This window comes from Pseudomonas sp. Irchel 3E19 (genome assembly GCF_900187585.1).
Classification (GTDB): domain Bacteria; phylum Pseudomonadota; class Gammaproteobacteria; order Pseudomonadales; family Pseudomonadaceae; genus Aquipseudomonas; species Aquipseudomonas baetica.
On record NZ_FYDT01000017.1, the window covers coordinates 51,897 to 73,419 of the forward strand.

A 21,523-nucleotide genomic window follows, 5' to 3' on the forward strand; every position below is an offset into this window, starting at 1 on the left:
CCTTAAATAATTGAGCTACGACGCTACAGCATCACTTAATACTCACGATAAATCGGCGAGCAACCACAAAACAGAATAGGAAATAGATCGCATAGTTAACTATGAATGCGTACATGGCTCCTATCAACCCAAAGTAGTCGGTCAGCATATAAGTCCACGCGACATAGGTCAGACTGAAAAAAACCTCTGAAAAAACGAACAGCTTGGTCATGGCCTTGGCGAGCATGATAAACGAAAGAATGAATGACATTATCTTGATTACATCACCAATCAACTGCGGTGCGTACAGATAAAGAGCGTTCGAAAACTCGCCAGAAAACAGCAACTGGGTTATAAAATCACGAAAGAGGTATATACCCAACGCTGACACTACAACTGCGGGGATCAGATACTGGTAGGCTGATCTGATTTCCGCAACCAACAACTTACGTTCAACAATCGCTGACAGCTTCGGCAGATAGTAAACAGTAATGGCCATGGTAATAAACAAAAGATAAGCTTCTGAAACTTTGCTGACAGCTTGCCAATAACCCACCTGCTCCCAGGAAAACTTGTCGGCCAATATATTCCTTACGGCAATTTGAACCAACGGAGCAAGAAGAGCGGAAGTCAGAGTCATTAGCGCGTAATGCGATAATTTCTTGACCATGTCCACATCCCACTTCAGCCTGAAATAGCTCCAACTGAAGTAGCTGCTCTTTCTGTAGAACGTGAAACTAACAAATAGAAGACTCGCCTGCGCAAGCAGAAATGCCAGCAATACACCGTACAGCTGAAAGTAGTATCCCAACACCAAAGGGGCCAGCACTCCCAGTGCAGCCCCCCCTACGTGTATAGCTGCGAGACGCTTTACATCCATCATCCCGTTAACGATGGCAATGATGAGATTGTGCACGGCTACAAAAGTCTGGGCGAACGCCAACACAACAATCAGACTTTTGTAGCGAAGATCACCGAGCAACCAGATTGTTATATCTGCGCTGAAGGCGAGCACAGCCAAACACATAACCAACGATGAAACAAGAGAAAAGCAAAATGCTGAGTTCAACAGATTTTGAAGCGGAAGATTTTTTTCGCGGTACTCAGCCAGGTATTTGACCACACCCGCCCCAACGCCCCCGCCTGATAAAACAACCAGTAGTGCTGTGAGGCTCATGAATTGACCCAGTTGTGCAACTCCTTCAGGGCCAGCCAAAATAGCCACAAACTTCATCACCAGGAAACCCGACAATAAGCGGGCGACGGTAGCGATGGAGGTTAGCATTCCCGTTCTTAAAATATTCAAAATCAAAACCATTCAACGCAGCATTTAAATTACACGCTTCAGCCCCTTCTGAAGCTGATGAGTTCCCTGATCAAATTGGAAACATTCACCTCAAGAGAAAGCATTCAAGCGTTCAATGACCTGCGCCACTTCATCAGTCGACGTAACCGGGCTCAAAGGCAAGCTCAATACAGTAGCGTGCACCGAGTCGGTGACCGGGTGATGCTGGGAGGCCAGTTCTGTATAAGCATTTTGCTTATGTGGCGGGATCGGGTAATGAATAAGCGTTTCGATACCATGACCGTGCAAATAACTTTTCAGCTCATCGCGTCTTTTACTACGCACAACAAACAGGTGCCAAACGTGCTGCTCTTGGAGAGTCGGTACCGGAACCTGGATCAACGAATTGTCCAGATGAGCAATGTACTGATTTGCCAAGGAACGCCTTACGCTGATCTCATGATCCAGATAGTTCAGTTTTACACGCAACATTGCTGCCTGGATTTCATCGAGACGACTGTTGACGCCTTTGTATTGGTTTTCGTACTTCTTATAGCTCCCATAGTTGCCAAGCGCACGGACAACAGACTGCAGCTCTTCATCGTCTGTTGTGATAGCACCTGCATCGCCCAGGGCACCCAGATTTTTGCCCGGGTAAAAACTGAATCCCGAAGCATCGCCCCAAGTTCCCGCACGACGCCCGTCAATGCTTGCACCGTGTGCCTGAGCGGAATCTTCCAGCACTAGCAGACCATGCTTTTTGGCCAGCGCGCAGAGCAATGGCATCTCCGCCAGCTGTCCATAGAGATGAACGGCAAGTATGACCTTGGTTTTTTTGGTGATTGCACGCTCAACCAACTGAGGCGACAAATTGAAGCTGTATTCATCAGGTTCGACAAGAACAGGAACCAACCGATTCTCGGTTATTGCCAGAATGCTGGCGATATAGGTGTTAGCGGGGACGATAACCTCATCGCCATCCTGCAACTTGCCCATTTCCTTCCAGGCTCTAAGTGTTAGATTAAGAGCATCCAAACCATTCGCAACGCCGACACAATATTTGGCGCCACAATAGCTCGCGAACTCTTGCTCAAACTTCGAGAGCTCCTGGCCGCCGATATACCAACCGGAATCGATAACCCTTGAGCAGGCTTCCTTCAACTCCGCAGCGTAGACCTGGTTTACTTTCTTCAAATCCAGAAAATTAATCATTGAGCTTAATCTCATAAAAATCGATTGTCATGGCGCGCGCACCAAAGCTTTCTTTTTGAGCAAGCAAACCAGAGTTGATATATTTACCGCCATCTTCGGTAGAGACGCCGAAGCTGAAATACTTGAAGCCACCGCTAGCGCTCTCTTGGATACAGGTCTCAATGAGATGATCCAAGGCACCCACTTCTTTACCCTCAGCGCTCGTTGCCAGATACTGGGTGTGAACGACTTCACCAAATTTGAACAACAACGTTGCCGCCAGAATCTTCTCTTCAGACTTAACAACCCGCAGAGAGATGTTATCCGGAAAAAGAGAGGCTAACAGTTCGAGTTCTTGTGAAGTGTGCACAGGTACAGCACCGTGCTTTTCGAGCACATCATTGAGCAAGCCAATAAACTCGGCCCAGTTTTGTGAGTCTATAACAACCAAATTATTCTTTTTAGCACGAGCAATCAGCCACTTTCTTCCTTTGGAAAGTTTCAAGCGGCGGTCAAGGTAAATAATACTCGACAAATCCCGACGAGTTATTTCCGCGCCAACCTTGAACAAAGAATAAAGATCTTCCTGAGCACCGTGCGTCGAGAATATATAGGGTATGGCCTTGTATATGATTTTATCAAAGCCATTGGATTTGGCGAAAAGCATGACAGCCTGAACGCTTTCCAACACGGCTTCGGCCTTGACTTTCTGAGACAGGATCAAGCCGCCATAGGTCAAACCACCATGACTTACCAGAACGCTATCGTTGCGACTCGCCGGCAAAACAGCAACCAGAACCTCGTCCTCATAAATCATCAAGGAGGCGTCGATAAAGCGATCGGCGTGGTACTCCATGAAATTTCTATGAAAGATAAACAGTGGAGTCTTTGAGTCGGAAACGAAACTATCCCATTCGTTTTTTTTAGCGGCCGAATAAAACTCGCAAACTACCATTCCAACAACTCCGCCACACCAAAACCTTCAGCTCCCATGTTATTTCCATTGTAAAAACAGAAAGTCTTATTGCCCGCCACAACCAGCCTCGGATAGCAAAGATGCAAAGAATCAAAACCATTCTCCGAAAGCTCCAGGCCAAACTCTTTGTCCTGACGCTGCCAATTCTTTCCGTCATTGGAAACAGCGACACCTGGAAAATAGTCAAGACCCGATGTTCCACCCTTCGTGTAAAACATGTAGTACTTGTCTTCAAACTTGTAGACGGACGGACGACCAATTCGGTACTCGTCACCTTCCACATCAATACACAGCAACTCCTTCTGATTAAATACCCGTCCATCGGCGGATTCGGTATACCAGATATTATAATCAGGATATTGATTGCCGTTGATCAACGTCCACGAGTCTCCCACGGCGAACCAGACCTTCCAGACGTTATCTTCGAACAACACCGAATGGATTGCGCGAATCGTGCTCCCACCGTCGGCTCTGTCCATGACTGGCATTTCCGAAACACGCTGGAAGGTCTCACCGCCATCAGTACTTTCTGCCAGCCCGGTGAAGGCTAGAAACTTCGCACGTTTGACGATTTGAAAGCCAACGTAGTACATACGCAGGACATTACCGTACCGGACGACATCACCTAAGATAACGCCGTTATCGTCAAAACATCCGTCCCGACCACGATCAAGGACCGGAACATCAGAAACCTTTAAAACTTTTGTAGGATCCTGGGAATCGACGTCGACGTAGCCTATCCGACTAATACCCTCTTCATCCCTGAACCCTGCATAGACACGGATTACATCGTTGTCCAACAGAATCGGTGTAGGCGTCAGCGCAGAATTTTTCTTCCAATCATTTGTTCCTGCTGGAGAAAAAACATGACCTAGCTTGCTCCACTTCATGACGCCTTCCTTTACAATTTAACGCTCAGTGAACTTTTCTTGGCGAGCTCTTTTGCAGGAGAACCATAATAAATACGCTCAGGCTCTTTCAGAGACTTCGAGACCAAAGACCCGGAGGCCACTATGCAGTCTCGCGCAACAGTTACATGATCATTGAGTGTCGAGTTCACACCTAAAAAGCACGATTCGCCGATTCGGCAGTAGCCCGAAACAACAACATGCGAAGAAATAAAGCAATTATCCTCGATCACCGAACGATGACCGATGTGATTACCACTCCACAAAATTACGTTATTGCCAATCTCGACAAAAGGCTGAACCGTATTATTCTCAAAGATGAAGCAGTTTTCGCCTATCTTTGCATTTCGCCAAACAAAGGCTCGCGAGCTTATATACGTCGCACATGTGTAGCCCTTGTCTTTAACGCCCTGATACAAACGGGTTCTCAAGCGGTTAAGCTGGGACGCAGGAATCGCCACGAATGCTTCAAATTCTGCAGGCGGAAACTGCTGCTCCATTTCTTCGAAAGAGACGATCGGCAAATCATACAATTCGGTACTGTCAATGTATTCTCGCTCAACGGCGAAAGCACACACTTCGTAATCGGAATCGTATGTAAAGTATTCATAAGCGATCATTGCCAATTCACCGGCACCTACAACGATCAGCTTCTTATTCTTTTCCATTATTCACCTCTCTTATAAACTGGTCATAGTCGCGGATATAATCAGACTCATCGTAGTACTCGCTCGCCAAAACAAGAAGTACACAGTCATCGCTGAAATCGTGCATTTCGCGCCAAATCATGTTGCGAATAACCAATGCTTTACTGGCAGAATCCAAGAGCTGCTCTTGCCTCGTAACGCCATCATCAATGATCATCTTGCAACGGCCAGAGACGCAAATAGCCATTTGTTCCAGACGACGATGAGCATGATAACCACGACCTACATCAGGCAGCGTGCCGTAGATATAATAAACCCGCTTTATCGCGAACGGAATATTCAAACCAGGCTCAAGCGCAACCAGACTTCCTCGCTGATCGCCAATTACCCTCAAGTCAATCCATTCCGTAGTTCCATGGAGAAACCCTGAATAGCGTTCGCAGTCTTCCAACAGCGGTGCCGCGGCGTCTTGCTCGCTGACACTTATTTGCACCGACTGGGGCCAATTGACACCGATTGCCGGATCGTTCCACCTGAGTGATCGCTCGGATGCACTATGCAGTCCGTGAGTGGTCTTGCAAAAAAAGTGAGTGTCTTCTTCCAGCGCAAGATAACCGTGAGCGAACCCTTCAGGGATCCAAAGCGAGCGCTGTGAGCTGGAATCCAGATCGACACCAACTGATTTGCCGTAAGTTGGAGAATCGCAACGTACGTCTACTGCGACTACATGAGCAGCCCCACCTATAACGCTGATGAGAGCGCCTTGAGCATGGGGCGGCAGTTGATAGCGCAAGCCACGCAACTCCCCTTTCCTTAACCGAAAGTGAGAGTCCTGTACCAATTGCTGCGGCACTGACAGACCAGCCGTTTTAAACGCATCGTTAAATGCAAACTGATCAAAGCTGTGCATTGACAACCGATGCGATTTTTCATGAACCGCAGACTCCAAAATAGCGACACCCGCTATAGAGGTTTGGAGGAGCTTCACGAACGGCGACCTTCATCAAGAATCTTCTGCAGATACTGTCCGTAGCCGGTTTTTTTCAACTTGTCAGCCTGAACCTGTAGCTGACTCGCAGCAATCCAGCCATTGTGAAAAGCAATTTCTTCCAGGCACGCGACCTTAAGGCCTTGGCGTTGCTCGATCGTGTGCACGAAGTGGCTGGCTTCCAACAGCGAGTCATGCGTACCGGTATCGAGCCAGGCGAAACCTCGCCCGAGCATTTCCACGTTGAGCGTCTTGCGCTCCAGGTAGGCTCGATTGACATCGGTGATTTCGAGTTCGCCGCGCTCCGAAGGCTTGATGTTCTTGGCTATTTCAACAACATCATTGTCATAGAAATACAAACCGGTAACCGCGTAATTCGATTTAGGCTTTGCCGGTTTTTCCTCGATACTCAACGCGCGTCCCGAGCCATCGAATTCAACGACACCAAAACGCTCAGGATCTGAAACGTGATAACCAAATACGGTTGCCCCTTGCTTCTGAGTCATCGCAGAACGCAAGTTGTCAGAGAAATGCTGACCGTAGAAAATGTTGTCGCCCAGGATGAGACAGCAAGGATCCTTACCGATGAACTCCTCACCGATCAGAAATGCCTGCGCCAGGCCATCCGGACTAGGCTGTTCCGCGTAAGTCAGACTGATACCGTACTGACTACCATCTCCAAGCAACTTTCGAAAACAAGGCAGATCTTCGGGAGTCGAAATGATCAGAATTTCCCGCATGCCTGCGAGCATCAGCACTGAGAGCGGATAAAAGATCATCGGCTTGTCGTAGATCGGCAGCATCTGCTTCGAGACGCCAAGGGTCAGCGGGTGCAGGCGCGTGCCCGAGCCACCGGCGAGGATGATGCCTTTACGATTTGTCGTGGTCATTTGTTGAGAACTTCCCTAAGCATTCGGGTTACGCCACTTTGCCAATCCGGCAAGTGTAGAGAAAAATGGTCGCGTAGCTTCTGAGTATTCAAACGTGAGTTCAGAGGCCGACGCGCGGGTGTCGGATAAGCAGTCGTATCGATCGGACTGATCGTCTCGACGGCGAGCTGCTCACCGTTATCTTGAGCAAATGCAATTACATGGCTGGCATAACCATGCCAGGAGACTTCACCTGCGGCTGCCAGATGATACAAGCCTGCCAGCTCGGGTCGTTGCAACACCTCGCGGATAGCCAACGCAGTGACATCGGCAATCAGATCAGCCCCTGTCGGTGCTCCGATTTGATCGGCGATGACACTCAGTGTGTCGCGATCTTTGGCCAGACGCAGCATGGTCTTGGCGAAGTTATTGCCTCGAGCGCCGTAGACCCAGCTTGTCCGGAAGATCAGATGCTTGCATCCGGACGCAGTGATGGCTTGCTCACCCGCGAGTTTGCTTTCGCCATACTGATTGACCGGAGCAACTGCATCGGTCTCCTGCCAAGGTGTGGTGCCGTGGCCACTGAAGACATAATCGGTCGAATAGTGAATCAGCCAGCCACCCAGAATCGCAGTTTCCTCGGCCAAGAGCCGACTCGCCTGAGCATTTACCCGGTCAGCCAACTCGCTTTCCGATTCAGCTTTGTCCACAGCGGTATACGCTGCCGCGTTGACGATGATATCGGGGCGGATTCGACGAATAGTTGCACGCAGCGCATCCAGATCGGACAGGTCACCACAAAAACCTTCAACGGCATGGCGATCAAGTGCGATCAACTCGCCAAGCGGGGCAAGGGAGCGTTGCAGCTCCCAACCTACCTGGCCATTTTTGCCCAGCAGGAGAATCTTCATGCCTTGTTCATGCGATCTGCGTAGTTCTGGTCGATCCACTGCTGGTAGCTGCCGCTCTTGACGTGAGCAACCCACTCAGTGTTGTTGAGGTACCACTCGACGGTCTTGCGAATACCGGTTTCGAAGGTTTCTTCAGGCGTCCAGCCAAGTTCACGCTGGATCTTGCTGGCGTCGATCGCGTAACGCACGTCGTGACCAGGGCGATCCTGAACATAGGTAATCAGGCTGGCATGCGGGCGATGTGCCGAGTCAGGACGCAACTCATCGAGCAACGCACACAGGGTATGCACCACTTCGATGTTTTGTTTTTCATTATGACCGCCAATGTTGTAAGTCTCACCGATTACACCTTCGGTCACGACTTTATACAAAGCACGGGCGTGATCTTCGACATACAGCCAATCGCGAACCTGATTACCTTTGCCATAAACAGGCAACGGCTTGCCTTCCAGCGCATTAAGAATGATCAGCGGGATCAGTTTCTCAGGGAAGTGGCAAGGGCCGTAGTTATTCGAGCAGTTGGTCACCAATGTCGGCAGGCCATAAGTACGGGCCCACGCGCGAACGAGGTGATCGGAGCTGGCCTTGCTGGCCGAATAAGGCGAGCTAGGCTGATAAGGCGTGGTTTCGGTGAAGAGGTCTTCCGGACCTTCTAGGTCTCCGTAAACTTCGTCAGTCGAAATATGATGGAAGCGGAAGTTGGCTTTACGCGCATCATCCAGCGCAGCCCAGTAATGGCGCGCAGCTTCCAGCAGCGTGTAGGTACCGATGATGTTGGTCTGAATGAACTCGGACGGACCGGTGATCGAACGATCGACGTGGGACTCGGCGGCCAGGTGCATGATGGCATCTGGTTGGTGCTCACGCAGAACACGATCGATCTGATCACGATCACAGATGTCGACGCGCTCGAACACATAGCGCGAATCACCGCTCACTTCGGCCAGCGACTCAAGGTTACCGGCATACGTCAGCTTGTCGACGTTGATCACGGCGTCGGTGGTGTTGGAAATGATGTGACGGATGACTGCCGAGCCGATGAACCCGGCGCCGCCGGTAACTAGAATTTTCACGCGAAACCATACCCTTGAGCTGCGGACAGCGCCACCAACGAGCGCGGTCTAATCCATGAATGCAAAAGCCTCCATTATGAGGCTTCTGTCAGAGTCAGTCTGAATCGATGTGGGAATATGCCACTATCGAACAAGGGACGCATTTTACAGCTTAATGAATCTTTTACTAATGGATATAGACAGGTTGAGGCGCAAATTCGACAGACGCCCTGTACCTGTCGCTTTCAGACAAGGCGCTTGCGCGCTGCTTTGGACGAACGCCCCAGAAACAGGCCAAGTATCGGGCCGAAGATCATACCAAGGAGCAAGGCCAGCACTACGACCAGCGATACTGGAAGTTCAGGTCCTGCCCAACCCAGAAACAGCAAAGAAACTGACTGCTGGTTCTCAAGCACAAAGGCCAGGATCGCCAGCACCAATAAAAGAATAAAAACGCCAATTAGTATGCGCTTGAGATTACGCATGAGCGTCTCCCTGATAGTCAGCAGCGAGGATCAAACCCCCTCCTCCTCTTCCTCGTTCACCCGATCACGCAACTCTTTGCCCGGCTTGAAATGCGGGACAAATTTGCCGTCGAGGCTAACCGACTGGCCAGTCTTTGGATTGCGACCAACGCGCGGCGCACGATAGTGCAAAGAGAAGCTGCCAAACCCGCGGATCTCGATACGATCACCGGTGGCCAGACATTGGGACATTTGTTCAAGCATGGTCTTGATGGCCAGCTCCACATCCTTGGATGAGAGCAGCCCTTGATGGGTGACAATTCGTTCGATCAACTCCGACTTCGTCATATTTTTCCCTTCTTTTTCAAGCAGCTAGATCAGCGCTTGAAAGGTTTTAGCACGCCCGGAAGATTTTGAACAGCCCAGGGATTGACATATCTTCCACAGCATCTGGACGCCCATTTTCAGGGCGCCATACCAAGCCGGAAGACCGCAGATCTAGCGGCACATCACCAGCATGGTGCGGGTTACGAAGCCCGCGGGATTAAAGCCAAAAGGATAATCGTCTTCATCCTTGGCGTCGTCAGAGCGCGTAATGACCTTATAGCCGGAACCCTTACACTCCTTGGCCGCGCGTTTTTGGCACTTCTCCCAGCCAGAGCCCAGCCCCGAACAGTCAATCTCGATCCCACTGACACCACGCACCGCATGGGATTTGGCGCTCGTGGTACATCCCGCCAGCGCAAGCACTGCAACGAGGACAATAAACTTGTTCATCCACTTCCTTATGCCAGGCCAAGCCCGGCGACTACGCACCTGAAATCAAGCTTAGTCGCGAATAGGCGATTGATCCGATTAAAGAAACAGACATCCCGGGAAATGGATTGGTTTCACTACCCCTCCCGATTCAGGAAAACGGAATCGCCGATCAGTAAATCGCAGGCACAAAAAAGGGCGACCGAAGTCGCCCTTTTCATGATCAAGCAGAACTTAGTTCTGTTTGGCCATTGCCTGGCGCAGCAGTGCCGCCATGGTGGTGTCGCCAGCAGGAGCTTCTTCAGCCTTCAGGCTTTGGATAGCTTCTTTCTCTTCAGCATCGTCTTTCGACTTGATGGAGAGCTGGATTACGCGGCTCTTGCGGTCAACGCTGATGATCTTGGCTTCTACTTCCTGACCTTCTTTCAGAACGTTGCGCGCGTCTTCAACGCGGTCACGGCTGATTTCGGAGGCTTTCAGAGTCGCTTCGATATCGTCGGCAAGAACGATGATGGCGCCTTTGGCGTCAACTTCTTTCACGGTGCCAGTAACGATTGCGCCTTTGTCGTTAACCGAGACGTACTCGGAGAACGGGTCGCTTTCCAGCTGCTTGATACCCAGGGAGATACGCTCGCGCTCTGGGTCAACCGACAGGATAACGGTGTCCAGCTCGTCGCCCTTCTTGAAACGACGAACAGCTTCTTCGCCAACTTCGTTCCAGGAGATGTCGGACAGGTGAACCAGACCGTCGATGCCGCCGTCCAGACCAATGAAGATACCGAAATCGGTGATCGACTTGATGGTGCCGGAGATTTTATCGCCCTTGTTGAACTGGCCAGAGAAATCTTCCCATGGGTTAGATTTGCACTGCTTGATGCCCAGGGAGATACGACGACGCTCTTCGTCGATGTCCAGAACCATAACTTCCACTTCGTCGCCGACTTGTACGACTTTCGAAGGGTGGATGTTTTTGTTGGTCCAGTCCATTTCCGAAACGTGTACCAGGCCTTCAACGCCTTCTTCCAGCTCAGCGAAGCAGCCGTAGTCGGTCAGGTTGGTTACACGTGCGGTAACGCGAGTGCTTTCTGGGTAACGGGCTTTGATAGCAACCCATGGATCTTCGCCCAGTTGCTTCAGGCCCAGGGAAACACGGTTGCGTTCGCGATCGTATTTCAGAACCTTAACGTCGATTTCGTCACCAACGTTGACGATCTCGGAAGGATGCTTGATGCGCTTCCAGGCCATGTCGGTGATGTGCAGCAGGCCGTCCACGCCACCCAGATCGACGAATGCGCCGTAATCGGTGAGGTTTTTGACGATACCTTTGACTTGCTGGCCTTCCTGCAGGGATTCCAGCAGAGCTTCACGCTCGGCGGAGTTCTCGGCTTCCAGGACGCTGCGACGGGAAACGACAACGTTGTTGCGCTTCTGGTCCAGCTTGATGACCTTGAATTCCAGCTCTTTGCCTTCCAGGTGCGTGGTGTCGCGCACTGGACGGACGTCAACCAGGGAACCTGGCAGGAACGCACGGATGCCGTTAACGTCGACAGTGAAGCCGCCTTTAACCTTACCGTTGATAACGCCCTTGACCACTTCCTCGGCTGCGAAGGCAGCTTCCAGAACGATCCAGCACTCAGCGCGCTTGGCTTTTTCACGGGACAGCTTGGTTTCACCGAAACCGTCTTCAACCGAGTCCAGAGCAACGTGAACTTCGTCACCGACATTGATAGTCAGATCGCCAGCGTCGTTGTAGAACTGCTCAAGCGGGATGAGTGCTTCAGACTTCAGGCCAGCGTGAACGGTTACCCAGCGAGCCTGGTAATCGATATCAACGATAACACCGGTGATGATGGAGCCTGCCTGAAGGTTCAGGGTTTTTAGGCTTTCTTCAAAGAGTTCCGCAAAGCTTTCGCTCATTTTAATTCCTGTAAATGAGGGCGAAGGATACGCCCATCTCCACACCCCAGACGGTGTGGGTTAGTTTCATATAGAAGAAGCGCCGCAGGACTATGACTGGTCCCCTGCCGCCTTCTTGGTCACCCGGCGATATCGCGAATGGCGATCTCGCTCATGATGCGTTCAAGCACCTGATCGATGGACAACTCCGTGGAATCCAGCTGTATGGCGTCAGCCGCCGGTTTAAGCGGGGCTACCGCTCGCTGGATGTCACGCTCGTCGCGTGCACGGATCTCATCTAGCAGACTCGACAGACTAACACCCTCGACTTTGCCCTTCAACTGCAAATATCGACGGCGCGCCCGCTCCTCGGCACTGGCGGTCAGGAAAATCTTCAGCGGCGCACTCGGAAAAACCACCGTGCCCATGTCGCGACCATCGGCGACAAGGCCCGGCGCTTCCTGGAAAGCACGCTGGCGCTGTAGCAGCGCCTCACGCACGGCCGGCAACGCAGCCACTTGAGAAGCGCCGGAACCGACGCTTTCAGTGCGGATGACATCGCTGACTTCGTCACCTTCCAGGATGATTCGCTGCAATTGACCGTCGGTCGCCGCGATGAACTGAACATCCAGATGAGCGGCAAGTTGCTTGAGCAACTCTTCATTGGTCAGGTCGACCCCATGATTGTGCGCAGCGAAAGCCAGCAAGCGATAAAGCGCACCGGAATCCAGCAGATTCCAGCCCAGACGTTTGGCCAGAATCCCGGCCACAGTGCCTTTGCCCGAGCCGCTTGGCCCATCAATGGTGATGACCGGTGCAATGTTTTTCACGACTGAGCCTCTTGTGCCACACGAATACCAACCTGCCCGCACAGCGCAAGGAAGTTCGGGAACGACGTCGCGACGTTGGCGCAATCATGGATGCGGATCGGTGCAGTGGCACGCAAGGACGCCACACTGAACGCCATGGCAATACGGTGATCGCCGTGACCATGCACTTCGCCGCCGCCGATCTGGCCGCCGTCGATGATGATGCCGTCCGCGGTCGGCTCGCACTTGACGCCCAGCGCCAGCAAACCGTCCGCCATGACCTGGATACGGTCCGATTCCTTGACTCGCAACTCTTCGGCACCGGTCAGCACAGTGCGCCCTTCGGCACAGGCGGCGGCTACGAACAGCACCGGGAATTCGTCGATCGCCAGCGGAACCAGCTCTTCCGGGATTTCGATACCTTTGAGTTTAGCTGCCCGCACGCGCAGGTCTGCTACAGGTTCGCCGCCGACTTCACGCTGGTTTTCCAGAGTAATGTCAGCGCCCATCAGACGCAGGATGTCGATCACACCCGTACGGGTCGGGTTGATGCCAACGTGCTCCAGCACCAGCTCCGAACCTTCAGCGATTGAAGCAGCAACCAGGAAGAACGCCGACGACGAGATGTCGCCTGGCACTTCGATATGGGTCGCCGTCAGCTTGCCACCGGATTCGACCGATGCCGTGGCGCCATTGACACTCACAGGGTAGCCAAAACCGCGCAGCATGCGCTCGGTGTGGTCACGGGTTGGCGCAGGCTCGGTAACAGTGGTCTTGCCTTCAGCGTACAGACCGGCAAGCAGCAGGCAGGATTTCACCTGAGCACTGGCCATCGGCATGGTGTAGGTCAGGCCCTTGAGCTTGTGCCCGCCACGAATGGTCATCGGCGGACGGCCTTCGGCGGCGGTTTCGATCACGGCGCCCATTTCGCGCAGCGGATTGGCCACGCGATTCATCGGACGCTTGGACAGCGAAGCATCGCCGGTCAGGGTGCTGTCGAAGTTCTGCGCGGCCAGCAGGCCGGACAGCAGACGCATCGACGTACCGGAGTTGCCCAGATAGATCGGGCCCGGCGCAGGCTTCAGACCATGCAGGCCGACACCATGGATAGTCACGCGGCCATGGTGCGGGCCTTCGATGACCACGCCCATGTCACGGAATGCCTGCAAGGTCGCCAGAGCATCTTCGCCCTCAAGGAAACCTTCGACTTCGGTGACGCCTTCGGCCAGCGAGCCGAGCATGATCGAACGGTGGGAAATCGATTTGTCACCCGGTACGCGAATCCGACCGGACAGGCGGCCACCAGGTTGAGCCAGGAAGATCAGATCGTTGGAATTCATAGCGTCCACATAGGCCCTGCGGGCCAGGATTTTACTGAAATGCTCGCGGGCAACCCGGGCGCGAGTGAAAACGCCCAACAATTGGTGCCCATCCCCTGCATCGACCGCGTCGCGCAAGGCGTCGAGGTCGCTGCGAAATGTATCGAGTGTGCGCAAAACAGCCTCGCGGTTGGCGAGGAAGATGTCGTGCCACATCACCGGGTCGCTTCCGGCGATTCTTGTGAAATCGCGGAAACCACCGGCAGCGTAACGGAAGATCTCAAGGTTTTCATTGCGCTTGGCCAACGAGTCGACCAGACCGAAGGCCAGCAAGTGCGGCAGATGACTGGTTGCAGCCAGCACTTCATCGTGACGCTCGACCTGCATGTGCTCGACGTCGGCACCCAGTTCGCGCCATAGACGATCGACCATGGCAAGCGCCATTGGATCAGTTTGCTCAAGCGGCGTGAGAATGACTTTGTGGCGACGGAACAGCTCGGCATTGGAGGCTTCCACCCCACTCTGCTCGGAACCGGCAATCGGATGGCCCGGCACGAAGCGCGCCGGCATACCGCCGAACGCCTCGGTCGCAGCGCGCACCACATTGCCTTTGGCGCTGCCGACATCCGTCACAATCGCTTGCCCCAGATCCAGACTCGCCAACCGCGCGAGCACTTTCTCCATGGCCAGAATCGGCACCGCCAGTTGAATCACGTCAGCACCCTGACAGGCCACTGCCAGGTCTTCCTCACAGCGATCCACCACGCCCAACTCGACCGCCAGCTTGCGCGACTGCGGGTCGAGATCAACGCCGACCACTTCACGGCACACGCCGCTTTCACGCAAGCCTTTGGCAAACGAACCACCGATCAACCCCAGACCGACCACCACCAGGCGACCGATCATAGGTGCAGCAGATTGCAGTGCAGTGACATCACCCACGAGCCAGAACCTTGCGCAGCGCTTCAAGGAAGCGGCTGTTTTCCGCCGGCAGACCAATGGTCACCCGCAGGTGATTCGGCATGCCGTAGTTGGCCACTGGACGCACGATCACGCCTTCGCGCAGCAAGCCCTGGAACACTGGAGCCGCCATCTGACCAAGGTCAACACAAATAAAGTTGCCTTTGGACTCGATCCAGCCAAGACCCAGCTCACGGAAGCCTGCTTGCAATTGCTGCATGCCGGATTCGTTCAGTTGACGGCTTTGCGCCAGATACTCGTCATCCTTCAATGCTGCACAAGCCGCAGCCAACGCCAGGCTGTTGACGTTGAATGGCTGGCGAACACGGTTCAGCACGTCAGCCACTACCGGGGTCGACAGACCATAGCCGACGCGCAAAGCTGCCAGACCATAGGCCTTGGAGAAGGTGCGCGAGACCAGCAGATTCGGGTACGCCGCAAGGAAGTCCAGACCGTCCGGCAGATCACTGCCTTCGGCATACTCGATGTACGCCTCATCCAGCACCACCAGCACATGCCCTGGAACATCCTGCAGGAATTCGTCCAGCGCCTCGGCACCGAACCAGGTTCCGGTCGGGTTGTTCGGGTTGGCGATGAACACCACGCGGGTGTTGGCGTCGATGGCGGCGAGCATCGCAGGCAGGTCATGCCCCCAATCCTTGGCCGGCACCACTTTGGCTTGCGCACCGACCGCCTGAGTGGCGATCGGATACACCGCGAACGCGTGCTCGCTGAATACTGCATTCAAGCCCGGCGCCAGATAGGCGCGCGCCACCAGTTCGAGAATGTCGTTGGAGCCATTGCCCAGGGTGACCTGGTTCAGCTCAACGCGGCACTGCTCGGCCAGCAAGGATTTCAGCGCAAAGCCATTGCCGTCCGGATAACGCGTCAGCTCGGCCAGCTCTTCGCGGATCGCCGCCAAGGCTTTCGGGCTGGCGCCCAGCGGGTTTTCGTTACTCGCCAGTTTGACGATTTTCGCCGGATCCAGATCCAGCTCGCGCGCCAGTTCGTCCACAGGCTTGCCCGGAACGTACGGCGAAAGTTGTTGCACGCCCGGCTGTGCCAGAGCGAGGAAATTGCCACTCATTGACTACCGCCCCTTACAGAACCGCTTTCGGGTAGGAACCCAGCACTTTGAGTGCCACTGCTTCCTGACTGATCTTTTCCAGCACACCTTTGATCAACGGATCACGGTGGTGGCCGACAAAGTCGATGAAGAACACGTAGGTCCATTTGCCGCTACGCGACGGGCGGGTCTCGATGCGAGTCAGGTCGATGCCATTGTCATGGAACGGCACCAGCAGCTCGTGGAGCGCGCCGGGTTTGTTGCTCATCGACACGATGATCGAGGTCTTGTCGTCACCGGTTGGTGGCACTTCCTGGTTACCGATCATCAGGAAGCGCGTGGAGTTATCCGGGCGATCCTCGATTTTCTCGGCCAGACGGGTCAGGCCATACAGCCCGGCCGCCATGTCGCCGGCAATCGCCGCCGAGTTCCACTCACCTTTGACCCGCTTGGCCGCTTCGGCGTTGCTCGACACCGCCACGCGCTCGACATTCGGGTAATGCGCGTCCAGCCACTTGCGGCACTGGGCCAGCGACTGCGCGTGGGAATAGATGCGGCTGATGCTGTCGGTCTTGGTGTTTTCACCGACCAACAGGTGATGGTGGATGCGCAACTCGACTTCGCCACAGATCACCATGTCGTGCTCGAGGAAGCTGTCCAGCGTGTGATTGACTGCGCCTTCGGTGGAGTTTTCCACTGGCACCACGCCAAAATTCACCGCACCGGCGGCCACTTCACGGAACACTTCGTCGATCGCCGCCATCGGCTTGCTGATCACTGCGTGACCGAAGTGCTTCATGGCCGCCGCCTGGGTGAAAGTGCCTTCAGGCCCGAGGTAGGCCACTTTCAACGGCTGCTCCAGCGCCAGGCACGAAGACATGATTTCGCGGAACAACCGCGCCATCTCTTCGTTGCCCAGCGGCCCCTGGTTACGCTCCATCACACGCTTGAGCACCTGAGCTTCACGCTCGGGACGATAGAACACCGGCACTTCGCCTTCGGCCAGCGAGGCCATCTTTACTCGCGCGACTTCCTGGGCGCAACGCGCACGCTCACTGATCAGCTCCATGACTTTGGTGTCCAGAGCGTCAATGCGAACGCGCAGTGCCTTGAGTTCTTGCTCGGACATCAGCCGTGTTCCTTCTCGAATTCAGCCATGTAGGCCACCAGCGCATTGACTGCAGTGATGTCGACGGCATTGTAGATGGAGGCGCGCATGCCGCCCACCGAGCGGTGACCCTTGAGATTGAGCAGACCGCGCTCTTCGGCACCGGCCAGGAACGGCTTGTCCAGACGGTCATCGGCCAGACGGAACGGCACGTTCATCCACGAGCGATCCGACTTGTTGATCGGGTTGCTGTAGAGGCCACTGGCGTCGATGAAGTCGTACAGCGTGCGCTGTTTGACGTCGTTGAGTTTGGCGATGGCGTCGACGCCGCCCTGCTCTTTCAGCCACTGGAACACCAGGCCGGACAAGTACCAGGCCAGGGTCGGCGGGGTGTTGTACATCGAGCCGTTGTCGGCTGCGACCTTGTAGTCGAGCATGGTCGGGCACAGCGAGCGCGCCTTGCCGAGCAAGTCTTCGCGGATGATGTTGACGACGATGCCGCTCGGACCAATGTTCTTCTGCGCACCGGCGTAGATCATGCCGAAACGCGAGACATCAACCGGACGCGAAAGGATGTCCGAGGACATGTCGGCCACCAGCGGCACGTCGCCGGTTTGCGGAATCCACTGGAATTCCAGACCGCCAATGGTTTCGTTCGGCGCGTAGTGAACGTAAGCGGCGTCTTTCGACAGGCTCCACTCGTTCTGGCCCGGGATGGCGAAATAATCGTAAGGCTTGGCGGTTGCGGCTACGTTGACGTGGCCGTAGCGCGACGCTTCTTCAATGGCTTTCTGCGACCAGATACCGGTGTCGATATAGTCGGCAGAGCCGCCTTCAGGCAGCAGGTTCAGCGGGATCTGTGCAAACTGCTGGCTCGCGCCGCCTTGCAGAAACAACACTTTGTAGTTCGAAGGGATATTCAGCAGGTCACGCAGATCCTGCTCGGCCTGGGTCGCGATGGACACGAACTCATCACTGCGATGGCTCATTTCCATGACCGACAGGCCCTTGCCGCGCCAATCAAGGAGTTCACCCTGGGCGCGCTGCAGGACAGCTTCAGGAAGCGCCGCAGGACCGGCGCAGAAGTTATAGGCTCGCTTGCTCACATCCAATCTCGCTCTGATTTGGTGGTATCACGCAATAAATCACACTACCGATCAACACGGCCCTGTGGGAGCGAGCCTGCTCGCGAATGCATCACCGCGGTGCGTCAGAGGTGCCGCAGCGCCTGCATTCGCGAGCAGGCTCGCTCCCACAGGGGATCTCCATGATGTCGAAATTTCATACCGGACAAATAACAAGGGGGCGAATTCTCATCCGCCCCCTCGCTTGTCCGCTTATTCCTGCGGTTCTTCGTCAGCTGCGGCGTCGAGTTGCTGATCTTCGGCAACGTCGTCAATCACGACTTCCGCGCCGGACACCAGCCCCTCTTCACCTTCGAGCTCTTCGCCCTCGACTTCCGACGGCTCCTGAACCCGCTCCAGACCGACCAGCGTTTCATCAGTGGCCAGCTTGATCAGGGTCACACCCTGGGTGTTACGACCCAGACTGGACACTTCATCAACACGGGTCCGCACCAGCGTGCCCTGGTCGGAAATCAGCATGACTTCCTCGCCTTCCTGCACCTGGATCGCACCGACCAGCTTGCCGTTACGCTCCTTGGTAACCATCGCAATCACACCCTGACCACCGCGACCGCGGCGTGGGAACTTGCTCAGGGCGGTGCGCTTGCCGAAACCACGCTCGGAAGCGGTCAGGATCTGCGCGCCCGACTCAGGAATCAGCATCGAGATCAGCTTCTGATCCTTGAGGATCCGCATGCCGCGGATACCGCGTGCACCACGGCCCATTTCGCGCACTGCGGCTTCAGCGAAACGAATCACCTTGCCAGCGTCGGAGAACAGCATGATTTCTTTCGCGCCATCAGTGATGGCAGCCGCAATCAACGTGTCGCCTTCCTTCAGCTTCAAGGCGATCAGGCCATTGGAACGCGGACGGGCGAAGCGTGCCAGCGGGGTCTTCTTGACGGTACCGGAAGCCGTCGCCATGAAGATGTACTCACCGGTCCGCGCAGCTATCAATTCGGACGTATCGCCGTCGATTTCTTCCAGCTCGACAGCTTCTTCAGCTTCAACCACTTCGCTGTCCATGATTTCATCGTTGACATCGTCTTCATCTTCGTCGCCAGCGCGTTTTTGCAGCGCCTCGAGATCCACCGACAGCATCGCGGTGATGGTCTCGTCTTTGTCCAGCGGTAACAGGTTGACCAGTGGACGACCACGTGCAGCACGCGATGCTTCAGGAATCTCGTAAGTCTTCAGCCAGTACACCTTGCCTTTACTGGAGAACAGCAGCAGCGTGGTGTGGCTGTTGGCAACCAGCAGGTGAGTGATGTAGTCCTCATCCTTGACGCCGGTCGCCGATTTGCCTTTGCCGCCCCGGCGCTGAGCCTGGTACGCAGCCAATGGCTGGGTCTTGGCATAGCCACCGTTGGAGATGGTCACGACGCGCTCTTCTTCCGGGATCATGTCGCCCAGCGTCAGATCGAGACGTGCATCGAGAATCTCGGTGCGGCGCTGATCGCCGTATTCGGCGCGGATCACTTCCAGCTCTTCGCGGATCACTTCCATCAGGCGCACGGCACTGTTGAGGATGCGGATCAGTTCGCCGATCTGGTTGAGGATCTCTTGATACTCGGCCAGCAGCTTCTCGTGCTCCAGACCGGTCAGACGGTGCAGACGCAGCTCCAGAATGGCTTGCGCCTGCTCTGGCGACAGGAAGTACTTGCCTTCGCGCAGACCGTATTGCGGATCAAGGTTTTCCGGACGGCACGAATCAGCACCGGCACGTTCAACCATCGCCACCACCGCAGAGGATTCCCAAGGCGTGCTGATCAGCGCTTCCTTGGCTTCCGACGGAGTTGGCGAAGCCTTGATCAGGGCGATCACCGGGTCGATGTTCGACAGGGCAACAGCCTGGCCTTCGAGAATGTGCCCACGCTCACGCGCTTTGCGCAATTCGAACACGGTGCGGCGGGTGACCACTTCGCGACGGTGACGGACGAAGGCTTCCAGCAGATCCTTGAGATTCAGGATCCGCGGACGGCCGTCGATCAGCGCAACGATGTTGATGCCGAATACCGATTGCAGCTGGGTCTGGGCGTAGAGGTTGTTGAGGATCACCTCAGGCACTTCGCCGCGACGCAGCTCGATCACCACGCGCATACCATCCTTGTCGGACTCGTCACGCAGCTCGGTAATGCCTTCGAGTTTCTTCTCTTTTACCAGCTCGGCGATCTTCTCGATCAGACGCGCCTTGTTCAACTGGTAAGGGAGTTCGGTGATAACGATCTGCTGACGGCCACCGACCTTGTCGATGTCCTCAACGATCGAACGCGCACGCATGTAAATGCGCCCGCGACCGGTGCGGTAGGCTTCGATGATGCCGGCGCGACCGTTGATGATCGCGGCGGTCGGGAAGTCCGGGCCGGGGATGTATTGCATCAGTTCGTCGACAGTCAGCTCGGGATTGTCGATGAGCGCCAGGCAACCGTCGATGACTTCACCGAGGTTGTGCGGCGGGATGTTGGTCGCCATGCCCACGGCGATACCGCTGGAACCGTTGACCAGCAGGTTGGGAATACGGGTCGGCATGACCGCCGGGATCATTTCGGTGCCGTCGTAGTTCGGCACCCAGTCCACGGTTTCTTTATGCAGGTCAGCCAGCAGTTCGTGCGCCAGCTTGGTCATGCGCACTTCGGTGTATCGCATGGCCGCGGCGTTGTCGCCGTCCACCGAACCGAAGTTGCCCTGACCGTCGACCAGCAGATAACGCAGCGAGAATGGCTGCGCCATGCGGACGATGGTGTCGTAAACCGCGGTATCACCGTGCGGGTGATACTTACCGATCACGTCACCGACAACACGGGCAGATTTCTTGTACGGCTTGTTGAAGTCGTTGCCCAGCTCGCTCATCGCGAACAGCACTCGACGGTGCACGGGCTTCAAGCCATCGCGCGCATCCGGCAGTGCACGGCCGACGATCACGCTCATCGCGTAATCGAGGTAGGACTGTTTCAGCTCGTCTTCGATATTGACCGGGAGGATTTCTTTGGCCAGTTCGCCCATGAGAAGCCTGATTCCTTTTTCTGGTGAAACCTCGTCATATCCATAGGGATCACGAAGCTCGTCAATGCAGGCTGAGTGCCATGCGCCGACTTACGACAAATCAACAAGTTGAACCCTGGATTTGCGCAGTGAAGACAACCCCGTGGGACTGCCTCGGAAAACGCCGGATGCTACCACAATCGCCGCCACGCACCTATCCCCCACAAGCGCAT

At 54.9% G+C, this 21,523-nt stretch carries 19 protein-coding genes; all 19 read right to left on the reverse strand.

The features are described 5' to 3' along the window. Window positions 1-31: 31 nt before the first annotated feature. Window positions 32-1,297: an O-antigen translocase gene (locus CKW18_RS13265; RefSeq protein ID WP_218274347.1), complete on the reverse strand. Its 1,266-nt coding sequence runs from the start codon at window positions 1,295-1,297 to the stop codon at window positions 32-34. A 78-nt stretch (window positions 1,298-1,375) separates the two neighbouring features. After that, window positions 1,376-2,476, reverse strand: coding sequence for a DegT/DnrJ/EryC1/StrS aminotransferase family protein (locus CKW18_RS13270; RefSeq protein WP_095189214.1), 1,101 nt, complete (start codon window positions 2,474-2,476; stop codon window positions 1,376-1,378). Next, window positions 2,469-3,311 (reverse strand): GNAT family N-acetyltransferase, encoded by an 843-nt coding sequence (locus CKW18_RS13275; RefSeq protein ID WP_256586953.1) that lies wholly within the window; start codon window positions 3,309-3,311, stop codon window positions 2,469-2,471. The genes CKW18_RS13270 and CKW18_RS13275 overlap by 8 nt, the downstream gene beginning before the upstream one ends. A gap of 92 nt (window positions 3,312-3,403) precedes the next feature. Beyond that, on the reverse strand, window positions 3,404-4,321 hold the full coding sequence (locus CKW18_RS13280; RefSeq protein ID WP_095189216.1) for a hypothetical protein: 918 nt from the start codon (window positions 4,319-4,321) through the stop codon (window positions 3,404-3,406). An 11-nt stretch (window positions 4,322-4,332) separates the two neighbouring features. Further along, window positions 4,333-5,007 carry an acetyltransferase gene (locus CKW18_RS13285; RefSeq protein WP_095189217.1) on the reverse strand — a complete coding sequence of 225 codons (675 nt, stop codon included), beginning with the start codon at window positions 5,005-5,007 and terminating at the stop codon, window positions 4,333-4,335. After that, window positions 4,994-5,974, reverse strand: a complete 981-nt coding sequence (locus CKW18_RS31490; protein WP_095189218.1) for a WxcM-like domain-containing protein — start codon at window positions 5,972-5,974, stop codon at window positions 4,994-4,996. Before CKW18_RS31490 ends, CKW18_RS13285 begins: the two co-directional genes overlap by 14 nt. Then, complete coding sequence (gene rfbA, locus CKW18_RS13295) at window positions 5,971-6,864, reverse strand: glucose-1-phosphate thymidylyltransferase RfbA (protein WP_095189219.1); 894 nt, start codon at window positions 6,862-6,864, stop codon at window positions 5,971-5,973. The genes CKW18_RS31490 and rfbA overlap by 4 nt, the downstream gene beginning before the upstream one ends. Further along, window positions 6,861-7,754, reverse strand: a complete 894-nt coding sequence (rfbD, locus tag CKW18_RS13300) for a dTDP-4-dehydrorhamnose reductase (protein ID WP_095189220.1) — start codon at window positions 7,752-7,754, stop codon at window positions 6,861-6,863. The genes rfbA and rfbD overlap by 4 nt, the downstream gene beginning before the upstream one ends. After that, the gene (rfbB, locus tag CKW18_RS13305) at window positions 7,751-8,827 is read right to left on the reverse strand and encodes a dTDP-glucose 4,6-dehydratase (RefSeq protein WP_095189221.1); all 1,077 of its coding nucleotides are present in this window, start codon (window positions 8,825-8,827) and stop codon (window positions 7,751-7,753) included. The genes rfbD and rfbB overlap by 4 nt, the downstream gene beginning before the upstream one ends. Before the next feature lie 224 nt (window positions 8,828-9,051). After that, the gene (locus CKW18_RS13310) at window positions 9,052-9,291 is read right to left on the reverse strand and encodes a lipopolysaccharide assembly protein LapA domain-containing protein (RefSeq protein ID WP_095189222.1); all 240 of its coding nucleotides are present in this window, start codon (window positions 9,289-9,291) and stop codon (window positions 9,052-9,054) included. A gap of 30 nt (window positions 9,292-9,321) precedes the next feature. Further along, on the reverse strand, window positions 9,322-9,618 hold the full coding sequence (gene ihfB, locus CKW18_RS13315) for an integration host factor subunit beta (RefSeq protein ID WP_003189779.1): 297 nt from the start codon (window positions 9,616-9,618) through the stop codon (window positions 9,322-9,324). Between the two features lie 150 nt (window positions 9,619-9,768). Then, window positions 9,769-10,047: a hypothetical protein gene (locus CKW18_RS13320; protein ID WP_095189223.1), complete on the reverse strand. Its 279-nt coding sequence runs from the start codon at window positions 10,045-10,047 to the stop codon at window positions 9,769-9,771. A gap of 213 nt (window positions 10,048-10,260) precedes the next feature. Further along, entirely contained in the window at window positions 10,261-11,943 is a 1,683-nt protein-coding gene (gene rpsA / locus CKW18_RS13325; protein WP_095189224.1) for a 30S ribosomal protein S1, read from the reverse strand. A 119-nt stretch (window positions 11,944-12,062) separates the two neighbouring features. After that, window positions 12,063-12,752 carry a (d)CMP kinase gene (gene cmk, locus CKW18_RS13330; protein ID WP_095189225.1) on the reverse strand — a complete coding sequence of 230 codons (690 nt, stop codon included), beginning with the start codon at window positions 12,750-12,752 and terminating at the stop codon, window positions 12,063-12,065. Further along, complete coding sequence (locus CKW18_RS13335) at window positions 12,749-14,956, reverse strand: bifunctional prephenate dehydrogenase/3-phosphoshikimate 1-carboxyvinyltransferase (RefSeq protein ID WP_256586958.1); 2,208 nt, start codon at window positions 14,954-14,956, stop codon at window positions 12,749-12,751. Before CKW18_RS13335 ends, cmk begins: the two co-directional genes overlap by 4 nt. Before the next feature lie 28 nt (window positions 14,957-14,984). Next, the gene (gene hisC, locus CKW18_RS13340) at window positions 14,985-16,097 is read right to left on the reverse strand and encodes a histidinol-phosphate transaminase (protein WP_095189227.1); all 1,113 of its coding nucleotides are present in this window, start codon (window positions 16,095-16,097) and stop codon (window positions 14,985-14,987) included. Window positions 16,098-16,110: 13 nt separating this feature from the next. After that, the gene (gene pheA, locus CKW18_RS13345) at window positions 16,111-17,205 is read right to left on the reverse strand and encodes a prephenate dehydratase (RefSeq protein ID WP_007908404.1); all 1,095 of its coding nucleotides are present in this window, start codon (window positions 17,203-17,205) and stop codon (window positions 16,111-16,113) included. Then, a complete protein-coding gene (serC, locus tag CKW18_RS13350; protein ID WP_095189228.1) occupies window positions 17,205-18,290 on the reverse strand; it encodes a 3-phosphoserine/phosphohydroxythreonine transaminase in 1,086 nt (361 codons plus the stop codon). The genes pheA and serC overlap by 1 nt, the downstream gene beginning before the upstream one ends. Before the next feature lie 231 nt (window positions 18,291-18,521). After that, window positions 18,522-21,311, reverse strand: coding sequence for a DNA gyrase subunit A (gene gyrA, locus CKW18_RS13355; protein ID WP_095189229.1), 2,790 nt, complete (start codon window positions 21,309-21,311; stop codon window positions 18,522-18,524). Window positions 21,312-21,523 lie beyond the last annotated feature (212 nt).